The organism is Empedobacter sp. UBA2044, assembly GCF_002333005.1.
In the GTDB taxonomy this organism is placed as follows: Bacteria; Bacteroidota; Bacteroidia; order Flavobacteriales; family Weeksellaceae; genus Empedobacter; species Empedobacter falsenii_B.
The window spans coordinates 30439-45365 of record NZ_DDBA01000020.1 but is presented as its reverse complement, the minus strand read 5'-3'; the positions used below and the strand labels follow the sequence as shown (position 1 = coordinate 45365).

Here is a 14927-nt window from a genome sequence, read left to right as displayed (position 1 = left end):
ATAGTACGCAATGAAATATTTATTCATCGGATTTTTAGGGCTATTTATAGCTTGTAATGCGCAAGAAACTAAGAAAGTTTCTAAAAAGCAAACCATTCATCAAACAACAAAAACACCTCAAAAAGTGAACAAAATTTACGATTATACATTCAAAGATATCAATGATGACGATTTTAATTTCGCGGATTTGAAAGGAAAGAAAATCTTAATTCTTAACACAGCTTCAAAATGTGGTTACACACCTCAATATGATGCTTTAGAAAAATTGTATCAAGAATATAAAGATCAAGGTTTAGTTATTGTTGGATTTCCTTCAGACAATTTTGGAGGTCAGGAATTTGACAACAATGAAGAAATTGCAAGTTTTTGTAAATTAAATTATGGCGTAACTTTTCCTTTGATGTCAAAAAGTGATGTAATTGGAAAAAATCAAAATGAAATTTTCAAATTCTTAACAAAAAAATCATTGAACGGAAAATCTGATAATGATGTAAAATGGAATTTTACGAAATTTTTGATTAACGAAGACGGAACTTTAGAGGCTTCTTATCCATCAAAAGTAACTCCAGATTCAAAAGAAATAATAGATTGGTTAAATAAATAGTAAATGAAGTTAGATATTCTTGCAATTGGAGCTCATCCTGATGACGTAGAATTGGGATGTGGAGGAACACTTGCAAAAGAAATTAAAAACGGTAAAACAGTTGGTATTCTCGATTTAACAAAAGGAGAATTGGGAACTCGTGGTACTGATGAAACGCGCCGTGTAGAAGCAAATGATGCCAAAAACATTTTGGGAGTTGCTGTAAGAGAAAATCTTGGAATTCCTGATGGTTTTTTCTTGAATGATAAAGAAAATCAATTGAAAATTGTCGAAATCATTCGCAAATATCAACCTGATATTATTTTGAGTAATGCACCTCACGATCGCCATCCAGATCATGGAAAAGGTTCAGATTTAGTGAATACTGCTATTTTCTTATCGGGTTTACCAAAAATTGATAATGGATTACCAGCTTGGCGTCCAAAAAAGCACTTCCACTACATTCAATGGTTGCCTTTAGAACCTCATTTTGTAATTGATATTTCTGGTTTTGTTGATACAAAAGTGGAAGCTTGCATGGCGTATAAAACGCAATTTTTTGATCCAAATTCGAGCGAACCTCAAACACCAATTTCATCGAAGAATTTTACAGATTCTATCCGATATCGTGCATATGATTTAGGAAGATTAATCGGAACTGAAGGTGGAGAAGGATTTATTTCGCGAAGTTATATTGGCGTAAATAATTTAGATTCTTTAATTTAGAAATAAAGGTGTAAAAAACCTTTATTTTTTTGTCAAAATTATTTGCAAGTACCGATTAATAGGCTATATTTGCAGTCCAATTGAGAGATTAAATAAAAGTTAATTTCGCAATAAAAATGGTGATTGTAGCTCAGTTGGTTAGAGCGCCGGATTGTGGTTCCGGAGGTCGTGGGTTCGAGACCCATCATTCACCCTAAAACTTTAGAATTAGTTTCAAAAGAAATTCAAACCAAATGGTGATTGTAGCTCAGTTGGTTAGAGCGCCGGATTGTGGTTCCGGAGGTCGTGGGTTCGAGACCCATCATTCACCCTAAAAACTTTAGAATTAGTTTCAAAAAAAATTCAAACCAAATGGTGATTGTAGCTCAGTTGGTTAGAGCGCCGGATTGTGGTTCCGGAGGTCGTGGGTTCGAGACCCATCATTCACCCATATTAAATCTCAATTTCAATAGAAGTTGAGATTTTTTTATTGAATTAATATCAAAACTTGGGAGCAATGCAAAAATTTGTGATAATCTGAATAAGAAAAAAGCTCTATCTCTAACTTCTTACAATTGCATTCTAAAGCTTTTTAATTTTTGGATTAGGAGTCAGGATTCTTGGTTATTTTAAATTATATTTTTATGGATAAAAAAAATAAGAATGATTTTTAGTTTGATTCTTCGTTGTAAATTTACCAAAACATTCAAAATGAAAAAATCATCAATATTCTTAGGAATGATTGCTTTTGCTGGAGTTTTAAGCTCTTGTTCAACTCAAAAAACAGCAGCAGAATCAACTCAAACCTCAATAGAAATGACAAAAGATTACGCTTTTCAATATTATGCTCAAGTTCCATTAACAACAGATATTTCGCATTTAACAAAAAACGAAAAAGAGATTTTACGTTTGATGTTCAAAACGGCAGATATTATGGACGATTTATTTTGGCAACAAGCTTATGGTGCTAAAATAGATTTGATGGACGAAACGAAAGGTGAAGCCAAAGAATATGCAAAAATAAACTACGGTCCTTGGGATAGATTGAATAACGAAACGCCTTTTATAAACGGTATTGGAGCAAAACCTGCTGGTGCAACTTTCTATCCAATTGATATGACGAAAGAGGAATTTGAACAAGCAAATATCAAAGATGGTAAATCTCCTTACTCAATTATTCGTCGTAATCGTGAAGGAAAATTATATTCGATTCCATACCACGAAAATTTCAAAAATCAATTATCAAAAGCCGCTGAATATTTAACAAAAGCATCAGAATTAGCAGAAGATGCTGGGCTTAAAAAATATTTAAAATTACGTGCTGCAGCTTTGATAAGCGATGATTTTTATGCAAGTGATTTGGCTTGGATGGATATGAAAAATGCAAATATTGATATGGTGGTTGGTCCGATTGAAAATTACGAAGATCAATTGTTTGGATATAAAACTTCATATTCTGCATATATTTTAGTAAAAGATATTGAATGGTCGAAAAAATTGGCAAAATTCGTTCAATATTTACCAGAATTACAGAAGAATTTACCTGTTTCTGCAAATTACAAAAAAGAAATTCCTGGAACTGATTCGGATCTTAATGCGTATGATGTGGTGTATTATGCGGGAGATTGTAACGCTGCTGGAAAAACAATTGCGATTAATTTACCAAATGATGAAAAAGTTCAACTAGAAAAAGGAACGCGCCGTTTGCAATTAAAAAATGCTATGAAAGCGAAATTTGATAAAATTCTTGCCCCAATTGCAACTGCTTTGATTGATGAAAGCCAACAGAAAAACATCAAATTTGATGCATTCTTTTCTAATGTGATGTTTCACGAAGTGGCGCATGGTTTAGGAATCAAAAATACAGTAAATGAAAAAGGTTCTGTCCGCGATGCTTTAAAAGAAGCTAATTCAGCTTTAGAAGAAGGAAAAGCTGATATTCTTGGTTTGTATATGGTGAATCAATTGTTGAAAAAAGGTGAATTGACAGGAACACAAGAAGATTATTTTGTGACTTTCTTGGCTGGAATCTTACGTTCAGTTCGTTTTGGAGCAAGTTCTGCACACGGACAAGCAAACATGATTGCGTTTAACTATTTTGCTGAAAATGGAGCTTTCGAAAAAACTACAAATGGACGTTACAGAGTAAATGTAGCTAAAATGGAAAAAGCAATGAATAGTTTATCAGAATTAATTTTGACACTTCAAGGAAATGGAGATTATGATGGTGTAAAAAAATTATATGCTGATAAAGGAATTATTCACGACGATTTACAAAAAGATTTAGATGTCTTGAAAACAAAAAACATTCCAGTTGATGTTGTTTTTGAACAAGGTCCAAAAATGTTGGGATTGTAAAAATAGATTCAATAAAAAAGCTTTCTCAAAATTGAGAAAGCTTTTTTGTTATTCATATAATTTCGTAGCAAAATCCTTCATCGGATTTCTAACTTTTTTCATTGGCGCTAGCCAATCTTCACTGTCTCTGTATCCCAAAGGAAGCATTAAAACGCTTCGCATTCCTTTTTCTTTCAAATCAAGCAAATCATCCAATTCAGCATTATCAAAACCTTCCATTGGCGTACTATCAATTTTCAATTCTGCTGCTTGAGCAAGAGCAAAACCTAATCCAATGTATGCTTGACGAGCTGTATGTGCAAAATTTTCTTCAGAAGTTTGAGGCAAATAAATTCCTTTCAATTTATCTGTATACGAACCAAAACGACCTCTTGGCAAATCTCTCTCATCCGTTGTATAATCGTAAATTGCATCAATACGATCTTCTGTATAACGATCCCAAGCTACAAAAACCAATAAATGCGAACAATCTACAATCGCTTGCTGATCATAGGCAATTGGAACAATTTTTTGTTGCAATTCTTTATTTTTAATAACTAAAATTCTGAACTGTTGCAAACCTGATGAAGTTGGTGCTAAACGAGCTGCTTCAACAATTTTTTTAACGTCTTCTTCTTCAACAATTAAAGACGGATCATATTTTTTTGTAGCGTAACGCCATTTCAAATCATCTATTAAAGACATAATTACTTATTTAAAATCTTTCTAAAAATACATCAAAAAAGTAATCGATCGACCAAAAAATATGCTAAAATTTATGTTATTTATCTTGTTTCCATTCCAAAAAATAACTTCCAGTTGCATTCGTAGAATTCCAACGAACTTGATAATCACCTTTTGCTAAATCAACTGTAAAATTTTCTTCTTTCGAATTTGTAAGTTGACGATTAAACACTACTTCATTATTTTGATCTACAATTTCAAAAATCATTTCGCCTTCTAATTTAATATTCGAATGAAAATTAGCAGTTAAACTTTTCGAAACATTTAGCTTGATATAACTCGTTCCAGAAGCATCTTCAAACTTCGCTTTTGTCCAATTATCACCATTCGAATTCGACCATTTCGAATCCCCCACTCCTTTGTCAAAAAAAGTTCCTTGCGATTTGATATTTGGATTATCCACTTTTCTATAAAAATTATTCGAATCAACATCTGCATTAACTTTTACTGTAATACATGATTGTAACGAAATCATTGCGATAATAAGTGCTATTTTTTTCATATTAGTTTCTCTTTTACTAAATAGATGCAGCATTTTGAAAAAAGTTACAGCAAACAAATATTTTTAAATCATTTTTGATATGCGTAACTTTCGCAAAATATTCTGATGAACGATACTACAGCTCAATTTTTGCAAGAAAACTTTACTCAAAAAGCAATTGAAAGTTTAACTCAACTTTCAGGAGGAGGTTCAGCTCGAGTATATTCGAGATTTTTTGATCAAAATCAGTCGTATATTTTGGCTGAAAGCTCTAATATTGAAGAAAATAAAGTATTTATTCAGTTCTCTTTAGATTTAAAAAAAGTCATCAATAATATTCCAGAAATTGTTTCAGTTTCAGAAGATTTTGCAACCTATGTTCAAACAGATTTAGGAGACGAAACACTGATGAATATTGTCTTGAATGATTTCGAAAAAGCAAAACCTTATTATTTTAAGACATTAGAAAAATTAGCAATTGCTCAAATTCAAGGTGCAACTAAAATCGATTTTAATCATACTTTTTCGTATCCAAAATTAGATAAAACATTAATTTTAAGAGATTTATTTCAGTTTAATTTTTACTTTTTAGATGTCTTAGGAATTGATTACAATGCAGGAAAATTAATCAAAGATTTTGATCGTTTTGCGTCTCAATTTGATAAACTTTCGCCACAAGGTTTTGTGTTCAGAGATTTCCAAACGCGCAACATTATGATTCATCAAAACGAACCTTATTTTATCGATTATCAAGGCGGTTTATATGGACCTGTTGTCTATGATTTGGTTTCGTTAATTTGGCAAGCAAAAGCCAATTTACCATTTGAATTTAAAAAAGAATTATACGAATTTTATTACCAAGAATTAACCAAACAAATTCCAACTTTAGTTCCAATAGATTTTCGTCAATCGTACGAATATTGTGTAGTTGCTCGACTTTTACAAGTTTTAGGAACCTATGGTTTGAGAGGAATTATTGAACGTAAAAAACACTTTTTAGAAAGTATTTCATTTGGGCTTAAAAACTTAGAATCAATAATCGATTATCCTATATTACAAAATTATCCAGAATTAAAACATATTATAAAAATCCTTGTTCTTCCAGAAACGTTAGAACGCATAAATCATAAAATAAATGGCTAAATTAAACATCAACGTTCGTAGTTTTTCGTATAAAAAAGGAATTCCAACCGATCCAACTGGAAATGGTGGTGGTTTCGTTTTTGATTGTCGTGGAATTCTAAATCCAGGTCGAATTCAGGCATATAAAACACAAACAGGGCGCGACGAAGAGGTTAAAAAATACTTGAAAACAGAAACTAAAATTGCAGTTTTTTTAGAAGGTGTTTTTCAAATTATTGACATTTCGATCGAAGATTATTTGCAACGAGGTTTCGAGAATTTAGAAATTAATTTTGGTTGCACAGGCGGACAACATCGATCAGTTTATTCTGCTGATGCGACTGCAAAACATATTCAAGAGAAATTTCCAGAAGCGCAAGTTACGTTACATCATATTGTGCAAGAAGAAAAAAATTGGATAAACGAGGCGTATTAATATGAAAGCAATGATTTTTGCAGCGGGTCTTGGGACTCGTTTAAAACCATTTACTGACAACCATCCCAAAGCTTTAGCAGTTGTAAATGGAAAACCTCTTTTGCAACGAAATATAGAATATTTGAAATCTTTCGGAATTAATGAAATCGTGATTAACGTGCATCATTTTGCAGATCAAATCATTGAGTTTTTAGAAGATAATAATTATTTCGGAATTGAAATTACTATTTCAGATGAAACAGATCAAGTTCTTGAAACTGGTGGTGGTTTGGTTAAAGCAAAAGCTAATTTCGAGGAAGATTTTTTGGTGATGAATGTGGACATTTTAACAGATCTAAATCTTGCTAAATTTATCAAAGCACATCAAGAAAACAAAGCGTTAGTAACGTTAGCAGTTTCTGATCGAAATTCATCTCGTAAACTATTTTTCAATGAACAAAATGAATTAAAAGGTTGGCGAAATCTGAAAACAGAAGAAGAAATAAAAGCTGTAGATTCTTTAGACAATTGCAAAGATTTAGCTTTTAGTGGAATTCATGTTATTTCTCCTACTCTATTTGATAAAATTACAGAGAAAGGTAAATTTTCTATCATGAAAGTTTATATGGACTTGATGAAAACTGAATCTATCATTGGTTTTGATCATTCTGGCGGAATTTTAATCGACGTAGGTCGACCAGAAAGCGTGTTAGAAGCAGAACAATATTTTAAATAGAAAACAAAAAACTCAATTCAATGGATTGAGTTTTTTTATGCAAAAAGTTTACATATCTTAGACAGAATGAAATACATTAATTATTTTGTCTATTTAACTATTGTTGTAGTGATAATTCTCGCTTCAATACTTTACTTTTCTTTCAAAACAAAAGTTGGAAAGATTCATAAAAAAGAAATTATTGATAAAGGCACTTCTTTCGAGCCTTGTTCTTCTATGATTTATCAATATTATGGTACTGACGCAGGTTACAAAACAGAGCGTTATGGCATTCGTAAGGTAATTTCAGAACCAATTCATCAATTAAAATTTCCTAATTTTTCTGGAAATATAAATGTACGTTTTGTAATTAATTGTAAAAACGAAATTGGTTATTTCAGAATTAAAGCAGTTGACCAAGATTATAAAAAGGTTGAAATTTCTGATGATTTGCAAAAGAAAATTGTTGCTATTGTTCAACAATTAAAAGATTGGAACGGGAAAAATGTAGATTCGTATTATCAAATTCAAATAAAATTAAAGGATGGAAAAGTTGAAGACATTTTTTAAGTCAAAAACGTGGCGAATTATTTGGGGAACATTTAAATTATTAATTTCTATTCCGATTTTTGGTATTTGTGCTTTATTAATTTATTCATTGTTTTTTTCAACTCTTAAAACAAGATTTAATTTATCATCTGATCCTCAAGGAAGTTATTTTTCAGTTTTTATGTTAGATCATTTGATAAAAACAAATCCTAAAAATGAAAAAATTCTATGGGAATCTTCAGTTGCGTACAATAAAGCTGGTGAAAATGAAGAAGGAATTCGTCGCTTAAAAAAAGTAATAGAGATGAATCCAAGAGATTATTTGGGTTATTCTGGATGGATAAAACAAACAAGATTGAGAGATTACGAAAATTCATTAATAGATTTTCATCGTTTGGATAAATTGTCTAATGTTGTAGAATATCCTTGGGGAGAAAATATTTATTATTTGATGGGGTTGTCTTATCAAGGTTTAGGAAATTACGATTCCGCGATTGTTTATTATGATAAATTTATTGCATCCGAAAAAAATCCCGATAATATTTATCCAAGAATGTACACTTATCGTGGAAAAATTGAAGCTGATCGAAAAAATTATTCAAAAGCTTTAGATTTTTACAATAAAACAATCGGTTTGGATAAAAATATTGCGGAAGCCTATTACTATAAAGCCGAAACATTCCGACTTACTAATCAAAAAGATTCTGCAAAAATAAATTACAATAAAAGCTTAGTTTTGATTAAGAAAGGATTCAAAGATACTTATCCTTATGACGAACGTTTTTTAGAAATTTATGATACAGAAATTCAGGATAAATTGAAGGAATTGTAAAAGTAATTGCTCAAAAAAAATATCCATTTTTTTTAATTTCTAGACTTCGCTTGAAATAATATTTTCTGAATTTATTTTTAAAAATCAATAAAACTCGCCATCTACATAAAACCATTTGCCATTCTCTTGCACAAACCTAGAAAGTTCATCATGTTCGTAGATTTCACCTTGTTTGTCTTGGTAATAAGCTCTAAATCGAACTTTATTATCTTTAGCAAAAACAATTTCTAACTTTAACCATTTATTCGATTTTGCCCAATCTTCGATATCACTAAAATCATTATCTTTTTGCGTAGAAGAATGTGTTGTATCAACTAAATATTCAGGCAAAACCATTGCAAAAGCAGCGTAACGAGAACGCATCAACTCTTCGGGAGTTTTTGGCAATTCAATATTCAAATGAAAAGGTTCGCAACAAGTTGCATATACTTTTCCAGAACAACAAGGACAATTCATTTTATTCTTTATTTTTTGCAAAGATACTGTTTACTTGTCTTTGTGGTAATGATAATGATCCTGAATCACCACTTGAATAAAATCAATATTTCCTAAACCATCACTTTTCACCTCCATTATTTCCTCCAGTTTTCGCGTTAATTTTAATAAAATATCATAATTATTATTGTTTAATGCAGACGTAAAATTTTCTTTTACAATATTAATATCACGATCAGACAGGCGATAAACTTCGGGAAAACGAATTTTATAGGTTTCAGAAACTTCAGCGAAAATAGTTTGTGATAAAGCTAATTTCGGATTCAAATCAATCAAACATGTATTCGCAACAATATCACCTAAACGTTGACCATTTTTATTGATAATCATTGTAATCAAAGCAATCAAACCAAAAAACATAAACAATTCGACAATTCCAATTACCCAACGCAAGAAATAATCAAAATTATTAGCGCGGTTTCCATCCATTCGTATCACACGAATCTTCATGATCCATTTTCCAACAGTTTGCCCTTTCATTAAAATCTCTAAAATCAACGGATAAAGTAAAAATATAAAACCTATTATACTATAAATTCCCATACGAAACCATTCGTCTCTATTCGGAATAAACTCAGAGAAATAATACATACCGTAGACTAATATGATTCGGATAATCATATCGATGATATACGCAAGCAAACGTTTTCCAAGTGGTGCAATATTATATGCAATTTGCACGTTTTGTGGTGTATTGACTAAAAGTTTATTCATATATTTGGTTCACTAACAACTACTCTACTATGAGAGAAGCGCATTTTATTGATAAAAATAAGGCGAAATGGTCTGATATTGAACATAATTTGAAAAATAAAATTGATGTTCATCCAGATATTTTAGCAAAAAACTACATCGAAATTACAAATGATTTGGCGTTTGCTCAAACTTATTACCCAAAAAGTAAGACAAAAGATTATTTGAACGAGTTAGCTTTATTTGCACATCAGTCAATTTACAAAGATCAACGAACTTCTGGGAATCAATTTGTGCAATTTTTCAAAGAAGATGTGCCAAATGTAGTCTACAAAAATCACAAAATGTTGTTGTATTCATTCTTGATTTTTGCTTTAGCAGTTTTAATTGGTGTTTTATCATCGCATTTCGATCCCGATTTCACACGATTAATTTTAGGGAATCAATATGTAGACGAAACATTAATGAACATCAAAAAAGGCGATCCTGCAGCAATTTACAAATCAGGAAGTCAGACAGGAAGTACGTTAGCAATTACAATCAATAATATTCGAGTTGCTTTTTTCGCTTTTACATTAGGCTTATTTTTCAGTATAGGATCAGGATATATTCTATTTTCGAACGGAATTATGTTAGGTGCATTTCATTATATGTTTTTCAAAGAAGGCGTTTTGGGAAAGGCAATGTCAGCAATTTGGATGCATGGAACAATCGAAATTTCGGTGATTATTATAGCTGGCGCTTGCGGATTAATGCTTGGAAATGGCTTTATGTTTCCAAAAACTTTATCTCGAAAAAAATCACTCACAATCAAAGCAAAAGAAGCGGTAATGATTTTATTAAGCACTGTTCCAATGTTTATTATTGCTGGATTTATCGAAGGTTTTATTACGCGTTTATATGATGTTAACATTGTATTGAGTTTATTGGTGATAATCCTTTCATTAATCTTAATTATCTGGTATTACATCATTTATCCGATTCAAAAAAATAGACAAAAAACTTTTTCGTTCAATCAAACTTTAGAATCGAATGAAACAATTTAGACTATTTTTTACATTTACATTATTATTGATTCAATTCGTTGTTTTTGCACAAGAAAAAACAGCAGAATTTAAAGCATTCAAAGAAAAATATGCTGGAAAAGAATTTGATTATAATGATGTTCCAAAACCTAAAAAAGAATTCGAATCTGGCTTTTTCTCAAAAATAGTCGAAGGTATTTTTAGATTTCTCTCTTATTTACCTTGGGAAATCATTTTCTATTTTGTAATTGGATCATTCTTAATTTTTCTTGCCACACGTATTTACAAAAATGGTGGAATTCTTAAACGAAATTCGAAAAAATTATATGACGAATCTGATTTTGATTTTATCGAAGAAAATTTAGCCGAAGTTAATTTGAATTCATTAATCAATAAAGCAGAAACAGAACAAAATTTTGCTTTAGCAATTCGTTATTTGCATTATCAAAATCTACAAAATTTAGATAAAAAAGGTTGGATTGAATGGGATCCAAAGAAAACAAATCAACAATTTATCAATCAAATAAAAGACGAAAAATCAAAGATTTTATTCAATCAAAATACTAAAATTTTCAATCAAGTTTGGTTTGGAAAATTTAAAATTGATAAAAATAAATACCACGAATTCAAGACGAATTTCAATCAGTTTAATCAATATTTAGCCTCATGAAAAAGAAATTAGGTATTCTATTAGGCGCTATTTTATTGATCGGAATTTTTGTGTTTTCGTTTTCAAAACTTCGTTATAAGCTTCCTAAATCATGGAATGTAAGCCTTTATCAAAATAGTAAAGATCCGTACGGATTATTTATTATGCACGAAGAACTTGGGAAGTTATCCAATGGAAAAATGAAAGATTTGGAAAAACTTTCTGAATTAAAAATTGATCCTAAAAAAGCAAAAGATTATGCAGTTGTTGTGCTTGGTTCTGAAATTTATTTTGATACAGTTTCTAAAAATTTATTGAGCAAAATTGCCGAAAATGGTGGAATTGTGATGATTGCAGATTATTATGACAATTTTGGTGATGACACAAATGGAAAAGAAGATATTAATGAAGAAACGTATTCTACAGATACACCAACAACTGATTCTACGGAATCTGAAGAGAATATCTTGTACAATCAGACAATAAATATTAATGATCATTTTGAGCTTAGAACAAATAAATTGTTCAAAATAAAGAAGAAAAAAGAAATCGAACATCATTATTTTAGCGACATCACAAATGATTCTGAAATTTTTGGAACAATTACTTATAAAGATAAGGCTTACCCAAATTATTTAAAAATCAAACCAAAAAATTATAAAGGTTATTATTTATATCACGCAGAACCGATTTATTTTACCAATTATTATTTGTTAAATGAAGACAGTTATTTCTATGCTAAATCAGTTTTAGAACCACTGAAAGGGAAAACTATTTTTTGGTACAATACCTCGAAAACTTATGCAGGAAGTTCATCAATGATGCGTTTCATAATGAGCGAACCAGCTCTAAAAGCTGCTTGGATTACGTTATTGGTTTTACTTTTCTTCTTTTTAATTTTTAGAAGCAAACGCGAACAACGCATCATTCCAATTTATACCAAAGAAGAAAATCATACCGTCGAATTTGCTAAGACAATTTCCTCTTTATACCAAGAAAATGGCGAAGTAAAAGACATTGTTTCAAAGAAAATCGATTATTTTTTATACAAATTGAGAAAAACATTTTTAATCGAAACAGACGATATTACAAACAAACAATTCATTGAAATTGTTGCACAAAAAGCAAATTTGAGCCAAGAAGAATGTCTTGAAAAATTCACGATTCTGAAAAATATTTATCAAAAAAATCAACCAAATGAACACGATTTGAAAATTGTGTATCAAATCATCGAAAACTATAAACAAAAAGCAAATATCTAATGAGCGAAAATACATATCAACCATTCGAAAATAGAGTCGATTTTTCGGATGTACAACATAAAATGCAAACTGTAAAAAATGAATTGAAAAAGGTAATTGTCGGACAAGATGATATTATCGATCAATTAATTTTGGCTTTGCTTTCTAACGGACATTCTCTGATTGAAGGTTTACCTGGAGTTGCCAAGACAATGATGGCAAAATTGTTGGCAAAAACGATAGATTCTGGTTTTAGTAGAATTCAGTTTACGCCAGATTTAATGCCTTCTGACGTGATTGGAACGTCTATTTTAAATTCTAAAATCAATGAATTTGAGTTCAAAAAAGGACCAATTTTTTCGAATATTATTTTAATTGATGAGATTAACCGTTCGCCTGCAAAAACTCAAGCGGCTTTATTCGAATCGATGTCAGAAAGACAAGTGACGGTTGATGGAACAACTTATCCTTTACAAGCTCCTTTTCTAGTTTTTGCAACTCAAAATCCAATCGAGCAAGAAGGAACATATCGCTTACCAGAAGCACAATTGGATCGTTTTATGTTTAAGATTTATGTCAAATATCCTTCGTTAGAAAGTGAAATTGAATTATTGAAAGAACAACAAGAACGCAAAAATATTGACAAAGAAACGTTGGTAGAAAAAGTAATTTCAGGAAATGAAATTATTGAGTTCCAAGATCGCATAAAATCAGTTTTCGTACACGAAGCGTTGATTACGTATATTGCGACAATTGTTCATCAAACCAGAATCGATCAAACCTTGTATATGGGTGCATCGCCACGTGCTTCTATCGCGATTTTAGATGCTGCAAAATCAAATGCAGCGGTGAATGGACGCGATTTTGTGATTCCAGAAGATATCAAGCAAATTGCGCATACAATTTTGGGACACCGCGTTGTGATGGTTCCTGAAAAAGAGATGGAAGGTTTTACAACACAACATATTATTCAGCAAATTATTGATCGCGTAGAAATTCCTCGTTAATGAAATTTTTCAGAAGCTTATTTCTTACCAATCGTTTTTTTTATGCGGGATTATTGATTGCATTTTGTTATGTAATCGCATTTTTTCTATCTTCTATTTACATCATTGCAAAGATTTTGACAGTTGTCTTTATCGTCAGTGTTATTGTCGAAATATTTTTGGTTTATATTCCTAAAACTTCCATTGAAGTTCTTCGAAATTATCCAGAACGACTTTCAAATGGTGATGAAAATGAATTGGAACTTTTCGTAACAAATCATTATCAATTCCCTCTAAATGTAAGGATTATAGAAGAGTTTCCTGTTCAATTACAATTAAGAGATTTTCAGTTTAGAAAACGATTTAAAAGTGATCAAAATACTAAATTTGATTTCAAAATTCGACCAACAGAACGAGGTTCGTATAAATTTGGATTAACAAATGTATTTATTTCTGTTTTTGGATTGATTGAGAAAAAGATCAAAATAAACGAACCAATTTCGATTGCATGTTATCCTTCTTATTTGCAATTAAAACAGTTTCAATTATATTCTACCGCTCAGTTACAAAATCAATTTGGAATGAAAAGGATTCGAAAAATTGGAACAAATACAGAATTTGAAAATATAAAAAATTATACGATTGGGGATGAATATCGTTTGATAAATTGGAAAGCAACGGCAAAAGTAAATCGACTGATGGTCAATCAATTTCAAGAAGAAAAATCGCAGCCTGTTTATTCGTTAATTGACTTAGGAAGAACGATGCGAATGCCTTTTGATGGTTTAAAATTGTTGGATTATTCAATCAATTCTAGTTTAGTTGTCGCAAATATTTCACTTCAAAAAAATGAAAAAGCAGGTTTAATTACATTCAATAAAAGAATTCAAGATCATGTTGTTGCGGATAGAAAAAATCATCAAATACAATTGATTTTGGAGAAATTATACAATGTACAAATTGATTTTTTGGAAAGTGATTTTGGACAATTGTATGCCTATATCAAACGAAAATTAACGCAACGTTCGCTTCTATTTATTTACACCAATTTCGAGACAATTGATGGTTTAGAACGTCAATTACCCTATCTGAAATTGATCAAAAAATCGCATATTGTCGTTTTGATTCTTTTTAAAAATTCGGAATTGAATAAACTTAATCATCAGAAAGCAAAGAATACTACTGATATTTACGATCAAACAATTGCCGAAAAGTTTAATTACGACAAAGAATTAATCATAAATCGTTTGCATCAATTCGGGATTTTAACGATTTACTGCGAACCACAAGAATTGTCTATTAACTTAATCAATAAATATTTAGAGATAAAAGCGCGAGGTTTGTTTTAAAAAAGT

17 protein-coding genes and 3 tRNA genes are annotated in these 14927 nt (G+C 30.5%); 16 read left to right on the top strand and 4 right to left on the bottom strand.

Features of this window, described 5'->3' with window-relative positions; genetic code table 11:
• Nucleotides 1-10: 10 nt before the first annotated feature.
• The 6 genes from B4E59_RS02925 to B4E59_RS02900 all read left to right on the top strand — a co-directional run bounded on the left by B4E59_RS02925 (nucleotide 11) and on the right by B4E59_RS02900 (nucleotide 3646).
• Nucleotides 11-604, top strand: a complete 594-nt coding sequence (locus B4E59_RS02925) for a glutathione peroxidase (protein WP_181816287.1) — start codon at nucleotides 11-13, stop codon at nucleotides 602-604.
• 3 nt (nucleotides 605-607) lie between these two features.
• On the top strand, nucleotides 608-1309 hold the full coding sequence (gene bshB1 / locus B4E59_RS02920; protein ID WP_125349099.1) for a bacillithiol biosynthesis deacetylase BshB1: 702 nt from the start codon (nucleotides 608-610) through the stop codon (nucleotides 1307-1309).
• A gap of 118 nt (nucleotides 1310-1427) precedes the next feature.
• Nucleotides 1428-1503, top strand: a tRNA-His gene (locus tag B4E59_RS02915).
• 41 nt (nucleotides 1504-1544) lie between these two features.
• Nucleotides 1545-1620 (top strand) — tRNA-His (locus B4E59_RS02910).
• A gap of 42 nt (nucleotides 1621-1662) precedes the next feature.
• Nucleotides 1663-1738, top strand: a tRNA-His gene (locus B4E59_RS02905).
• A 261-nt stretch (nucleotides 1739-1999) separates the two neighbouring features.
• Nucleotides 2000-3646, top strand: a complete 1647-nt coding sequence (locus B4E59_RS02900; protein WP_291051229.1) for a DUF8614 domain-containing protein — start codon at nucleotides 2000-2002, stop codon at nucleotides 3644-3646.
• A 48-nt stretch (nucleotides 3647-3694) separates the two neighbouring features.
• Here B4E59_RS02900 and B4E59_RS02895 read toward each other — a convergent pair whose 3' ends face one another.
• Nucleotides 3695-4330, bottom strand: a complete 636-nt coding sequence (locus tag B4E59_RS02895) for an NAD(P)H-dependent oxidoreductase (protein WP_114999737.1) — start codon at nucleotides 4328-4330, stop codon at nucleotides 3695-3697.
• A gap of 76 nt (nucleotides 4331-4406) precedes the next feature.
• Nucleotides 4407-4871 (bottom strand): hypothetical protein, encoded by a 465-nt coding sequence (locus B4E59_RS02890; RefSeq protein WP_147279970.1) that lies wholly within the window; start codon nucleotides 4869-4871, stop codon nucleotides 4407-4409.
• Between the two features lie 105 nt (nucleotides 4872-4976).
• On the opposite strand from B4E59_RS02890, the gene B4E59_RS02885 reads away from it, so the two are divergent.
• The 5 genes from B4E59_RS02885 to B4E59_RS02865 all read left to right on the top strand — a co-directional run bounded on the left by B4E59_RS02885 (nucleotide 4977) and on the right by B4E59_RS02865 (nucleotide 8483).
• Nucleotides 4977-5993 carry an aminoglycoside phosphotransferase family protein gene (locus tag B4E59_RS02885; protein WP_219034690.1) on the top strand — a complete coding sequence of 339 codons (1017 nt, stop codon included), beginning with the start codon at nucleotides 4977-4979 and terminating at the stop codon, nucleotides 5991-5993.
• A complete protein-coding gene (locus tag B4E59_RS02880; RefSeq protein WP_219034689.1) occupies nucleotides 5986-6408 on the top strand; it encodes a RapZ C-terminal domain-containing protein in 423 nt (140 codons plus the stop codon). Before B4E59_RS02885 ends, B4E59_RS02880 begins: the two co-directional genes overlap by 8 nt.
• Before the next feature lies 1 nt (nucleotide 6409).
• Nucleotides 6410-7123, top strand: coding sequence for a nucleotidyltransferase family protein (locus B4E59_RS02875; protein WP_219034688.1), 714 nt, complete (start codon nucleotides 6410-6412; stop codon nucleotides 7121-7123).
• A 66-nt stretch (nucleotides 7124-7189) separates the two neighbouring features.
• Complete coding sequence (locus tag B4E59_RS02870; RefSeq protein WP_291051226.1) at nucleotides 7190-7672, top strand: hypothetical protein; 483 nt, start codon at nucleotides 7190-7192, stop codon at nucleotides 7670-7672.
• On the top strand, nucleotides 7647-8483 hold the full coding sequence (locus tag B4E59_RS02865) for a tetratricopeptide repeat protein (protein ID WP_291051223.1): 837 nt from the start codon (nucleotides 7647-7649) through the stop codon (nucleotides 8481-8483). Before B4E59_RS02870 ends, B4E59_RS02865 begins: the two co-directional genes overlap by 26 nt.
• 84 nt (nucleotides 8484-8567) lie before the next feature.
• Here the strand turns inward: B4E59_RS02865 and B4E59_RS02860 are convergent, their stop codons facing one another.
• Both B4E59_RS02860 and B4E59_RS02855 read right to left on the bottom strand, forming a co-directional pair.
• Nucleotides 8568-8939 carry a YchJ family protein gene (locus B4E59_RS02860; protein WP_219034687.1) on the bottom strand — a complete coding sequence of 124 codons (372 nt, stop codon included), beginning with the start codon at nucleotides 8937-8939 and terminating at the stop codon, nucleotides 8568-8570.
• 30 nt (nucleotides 8940-8969) lie between these two features.
• Nucleotides 8970-9692, bottom strand: a complete 723-nt coding sequence (locus tag B4E59_RS02855) for an RDD family protein (protein WP_291051220.1) — start codon at nucleotides 9690-9692, stop codon at nucleotides 8970-8972.
• A 29-nt stretch (nucleotides 9693-9721) separates the two neighbouring features.
• On the opposite strand from B4E59_RS02855, the gene B4E59_RS02850 reads away from it, so the two are divergent.
• Genes B4E59_RS02850 through B4E59_RS02830 form a run of 5 tightly spaced genes read left to right on the top strand, consistent with a single transcriptional unit; the run spans nucleotide 9722 to nucleotide 14921 of the window.
• Nucleotides 9722-10717: a stage II sporulation protein M gene (locus tag B4E59_RS02850; RefSeq protein WP_291051217.1), complete on the top strand. Its 996-nt coding sequence runs from the start codon at nucleotides 9722-9724 to the stop codon at nucleotides 10715-10717.
• The gene (locus B4E59_RS02845) at nucleotides 10704-11366 is read left to right on the top strand and encodes a hypothetical protein (RefSeq protein ID WP_291051213.1); all 663 of its coding nucleotides are present in this window, start codon (nucleotides 10704-10706) and stop codon (nucleotides 11364-11366) included. The genes B4E59_RS02850 and B4E59_RS02845 overlap by 14 nt, the downstream gene beginning before the upstream one ends.
• A complete protein-coding gene (locus B4E59_RS02840) occupies nucleotides 11363-12607 on the top strand; it encodes a DUF4350 family protein (RefSeq protein ID WP_221854557.1) in 1245 nt (414 codons plus the stop codon). Before B4E59_RS02845 ends, B4E59_RS02840 begins: the two co-directional genes overlap by 4 nt.
• Nucleotides 12607-13593, top strand: a complete 987-nt coding sequence (locus tag B4E59_RS02835) for an AAA family ATPase (protein WP_219034683.1) — start codon at nucleotides 12607-12609, stop codon at nucleotides 13591-13593. Before B4E59_RS02840 ends, B4E59_RS02835 begins: the two co-directional genes overlap by 1 nt.
• Nucleotides 13593-14921: a DUF58 domain-containing protein gene (locus tag B4E59_RS02830; protein ID WP_291051206.1), complete on the top strand. Its 1329-nt coding sequence runs from the start codon at nucleotides 13593-13595 to the stop codon at nucleotides 14919-14921. Before B4E59_RS02835 ends, B4E59_RS02830 begins: the two co-directional genes overlap by 1 nt.
• Nucleotides 14922-14927 lie beyond the last annotated feature (6 nt).

Bases quoted from the DNA above. Each gene is read 5' to 3' on its own strand.
- B4E59_RS02855 (WP_291051220.1), bottom strand. From the start codon at position 9,692: ATGAATAAACTTTTAGTCAATACACCACAAAACGTGCAAATTGCATAT.
- B4E59_RS02845 (WP_291051213.1), top strand. From the start codon at position 10,704: ATGAAACAATTTAGACTATTTTTTACATTTACATTATTATTGATTCAA.
- B4E59_RS02925 (WP_181816287.1), top strand. From the start codon at position 11: ATGAAATATTTATTCATCGGATTTTTAGGGCTATTTATAGCTTGTAAT.
- B4E59_RS02840 (WP_221854557.1), top strand. From the start codon at position 11,363: ATGAAAAAGAAATTAGGTATTCTATTAGGCGCTATTTTATTGATCGGA.
- B4E59_RS02880 (WP_219034689.1), top strand. From the start codon at position 5,986: ATGGCTAAATTAAACATCAACGTTCGTAGTTTTTCGTATAAAAAAGGA.
- B4E59_RS02900 (WP_291051229.1), top strand. From the start codon at position 2,000: ATGAAAAAATCATCAATATTCTTAGGAATGATTGCTTTTGCTGGAGTT.
- B4E59_RS02850 (WP_291051217.1), top strand. From the start codon at position 9,722: ATGAGAGAAGCGCATTTTATTGATAAAAATAAGGCGAAATGGTCTGAT.
- B4E59_RS02830 (WP_291051206.1), top strand. From the start codon at position 13,593: ATGAAATTTTTCAGAAGCTTATTTCTTACCAATCGTTTTTTTTATGCG.
- B4E59_RS02885 (WP_219034690.1), top strand. From the start codon at position 4,977: ATGAACGATACTACAGCTCAATTTTTGCAAGAAAACTTTACTCAAAAA.
- B4E59_RS02890 (WP_147279970.1), bottom strand. From the start codon at position 4,871: ATGAAAAAAATAGCACTTATTATCGCAATGATTTCGTTACAATCATGT.
- B4E59_RS02865 (WP_291051223.1), top strand. From the start codon at position 7,647: ATGGAAAAGTTGAAGACATTTTTTAAGTCAAAAACGTGGCGAATTATT.
- bshB1 (WP_125349099.1), top strand. From the start codon at position 608: ATGAAGTTAGATATTCTTGCAATTGGAGCTCATCCTGATGACGTAGAA.
- B4E59_RS02860 (WP_219034687.1), bottom strand. From the start codon at position 8,939: ATGAATTGTCCTTGTTGTTCTGGAAAAGTATATGCAACTTGTTGCGAA.
- B4E59_RS02870 (WP_291051226.1), top strand. From the start codon at position 7,190: ATGAAATACATTAATTATTTTGTCTATTTAACTATTGTTGTAGTGATA.
- B4E59_RS02835 (WP_219034683.1), top strand. From the start codon at position 12,607: ATGAGCGAAAATACATATCAACCATTCGAAAATAGAGTCGATTTTTCG.
- B4E59_RS02895 (WP_114999737.1), bottom strand. From the start codon at position 4,330: ATGTCTTTAATAGATGATTTGAAATGGCGTTACGCTACAAAAAAATAT.
- B4E59_RS02875 (WP_219034688.1), top strand. From the start codon at position 6,410: ATGAAAGCAATGATTTTTGCAGCGGGTCTTGGGACTCGTTTAAAACCA.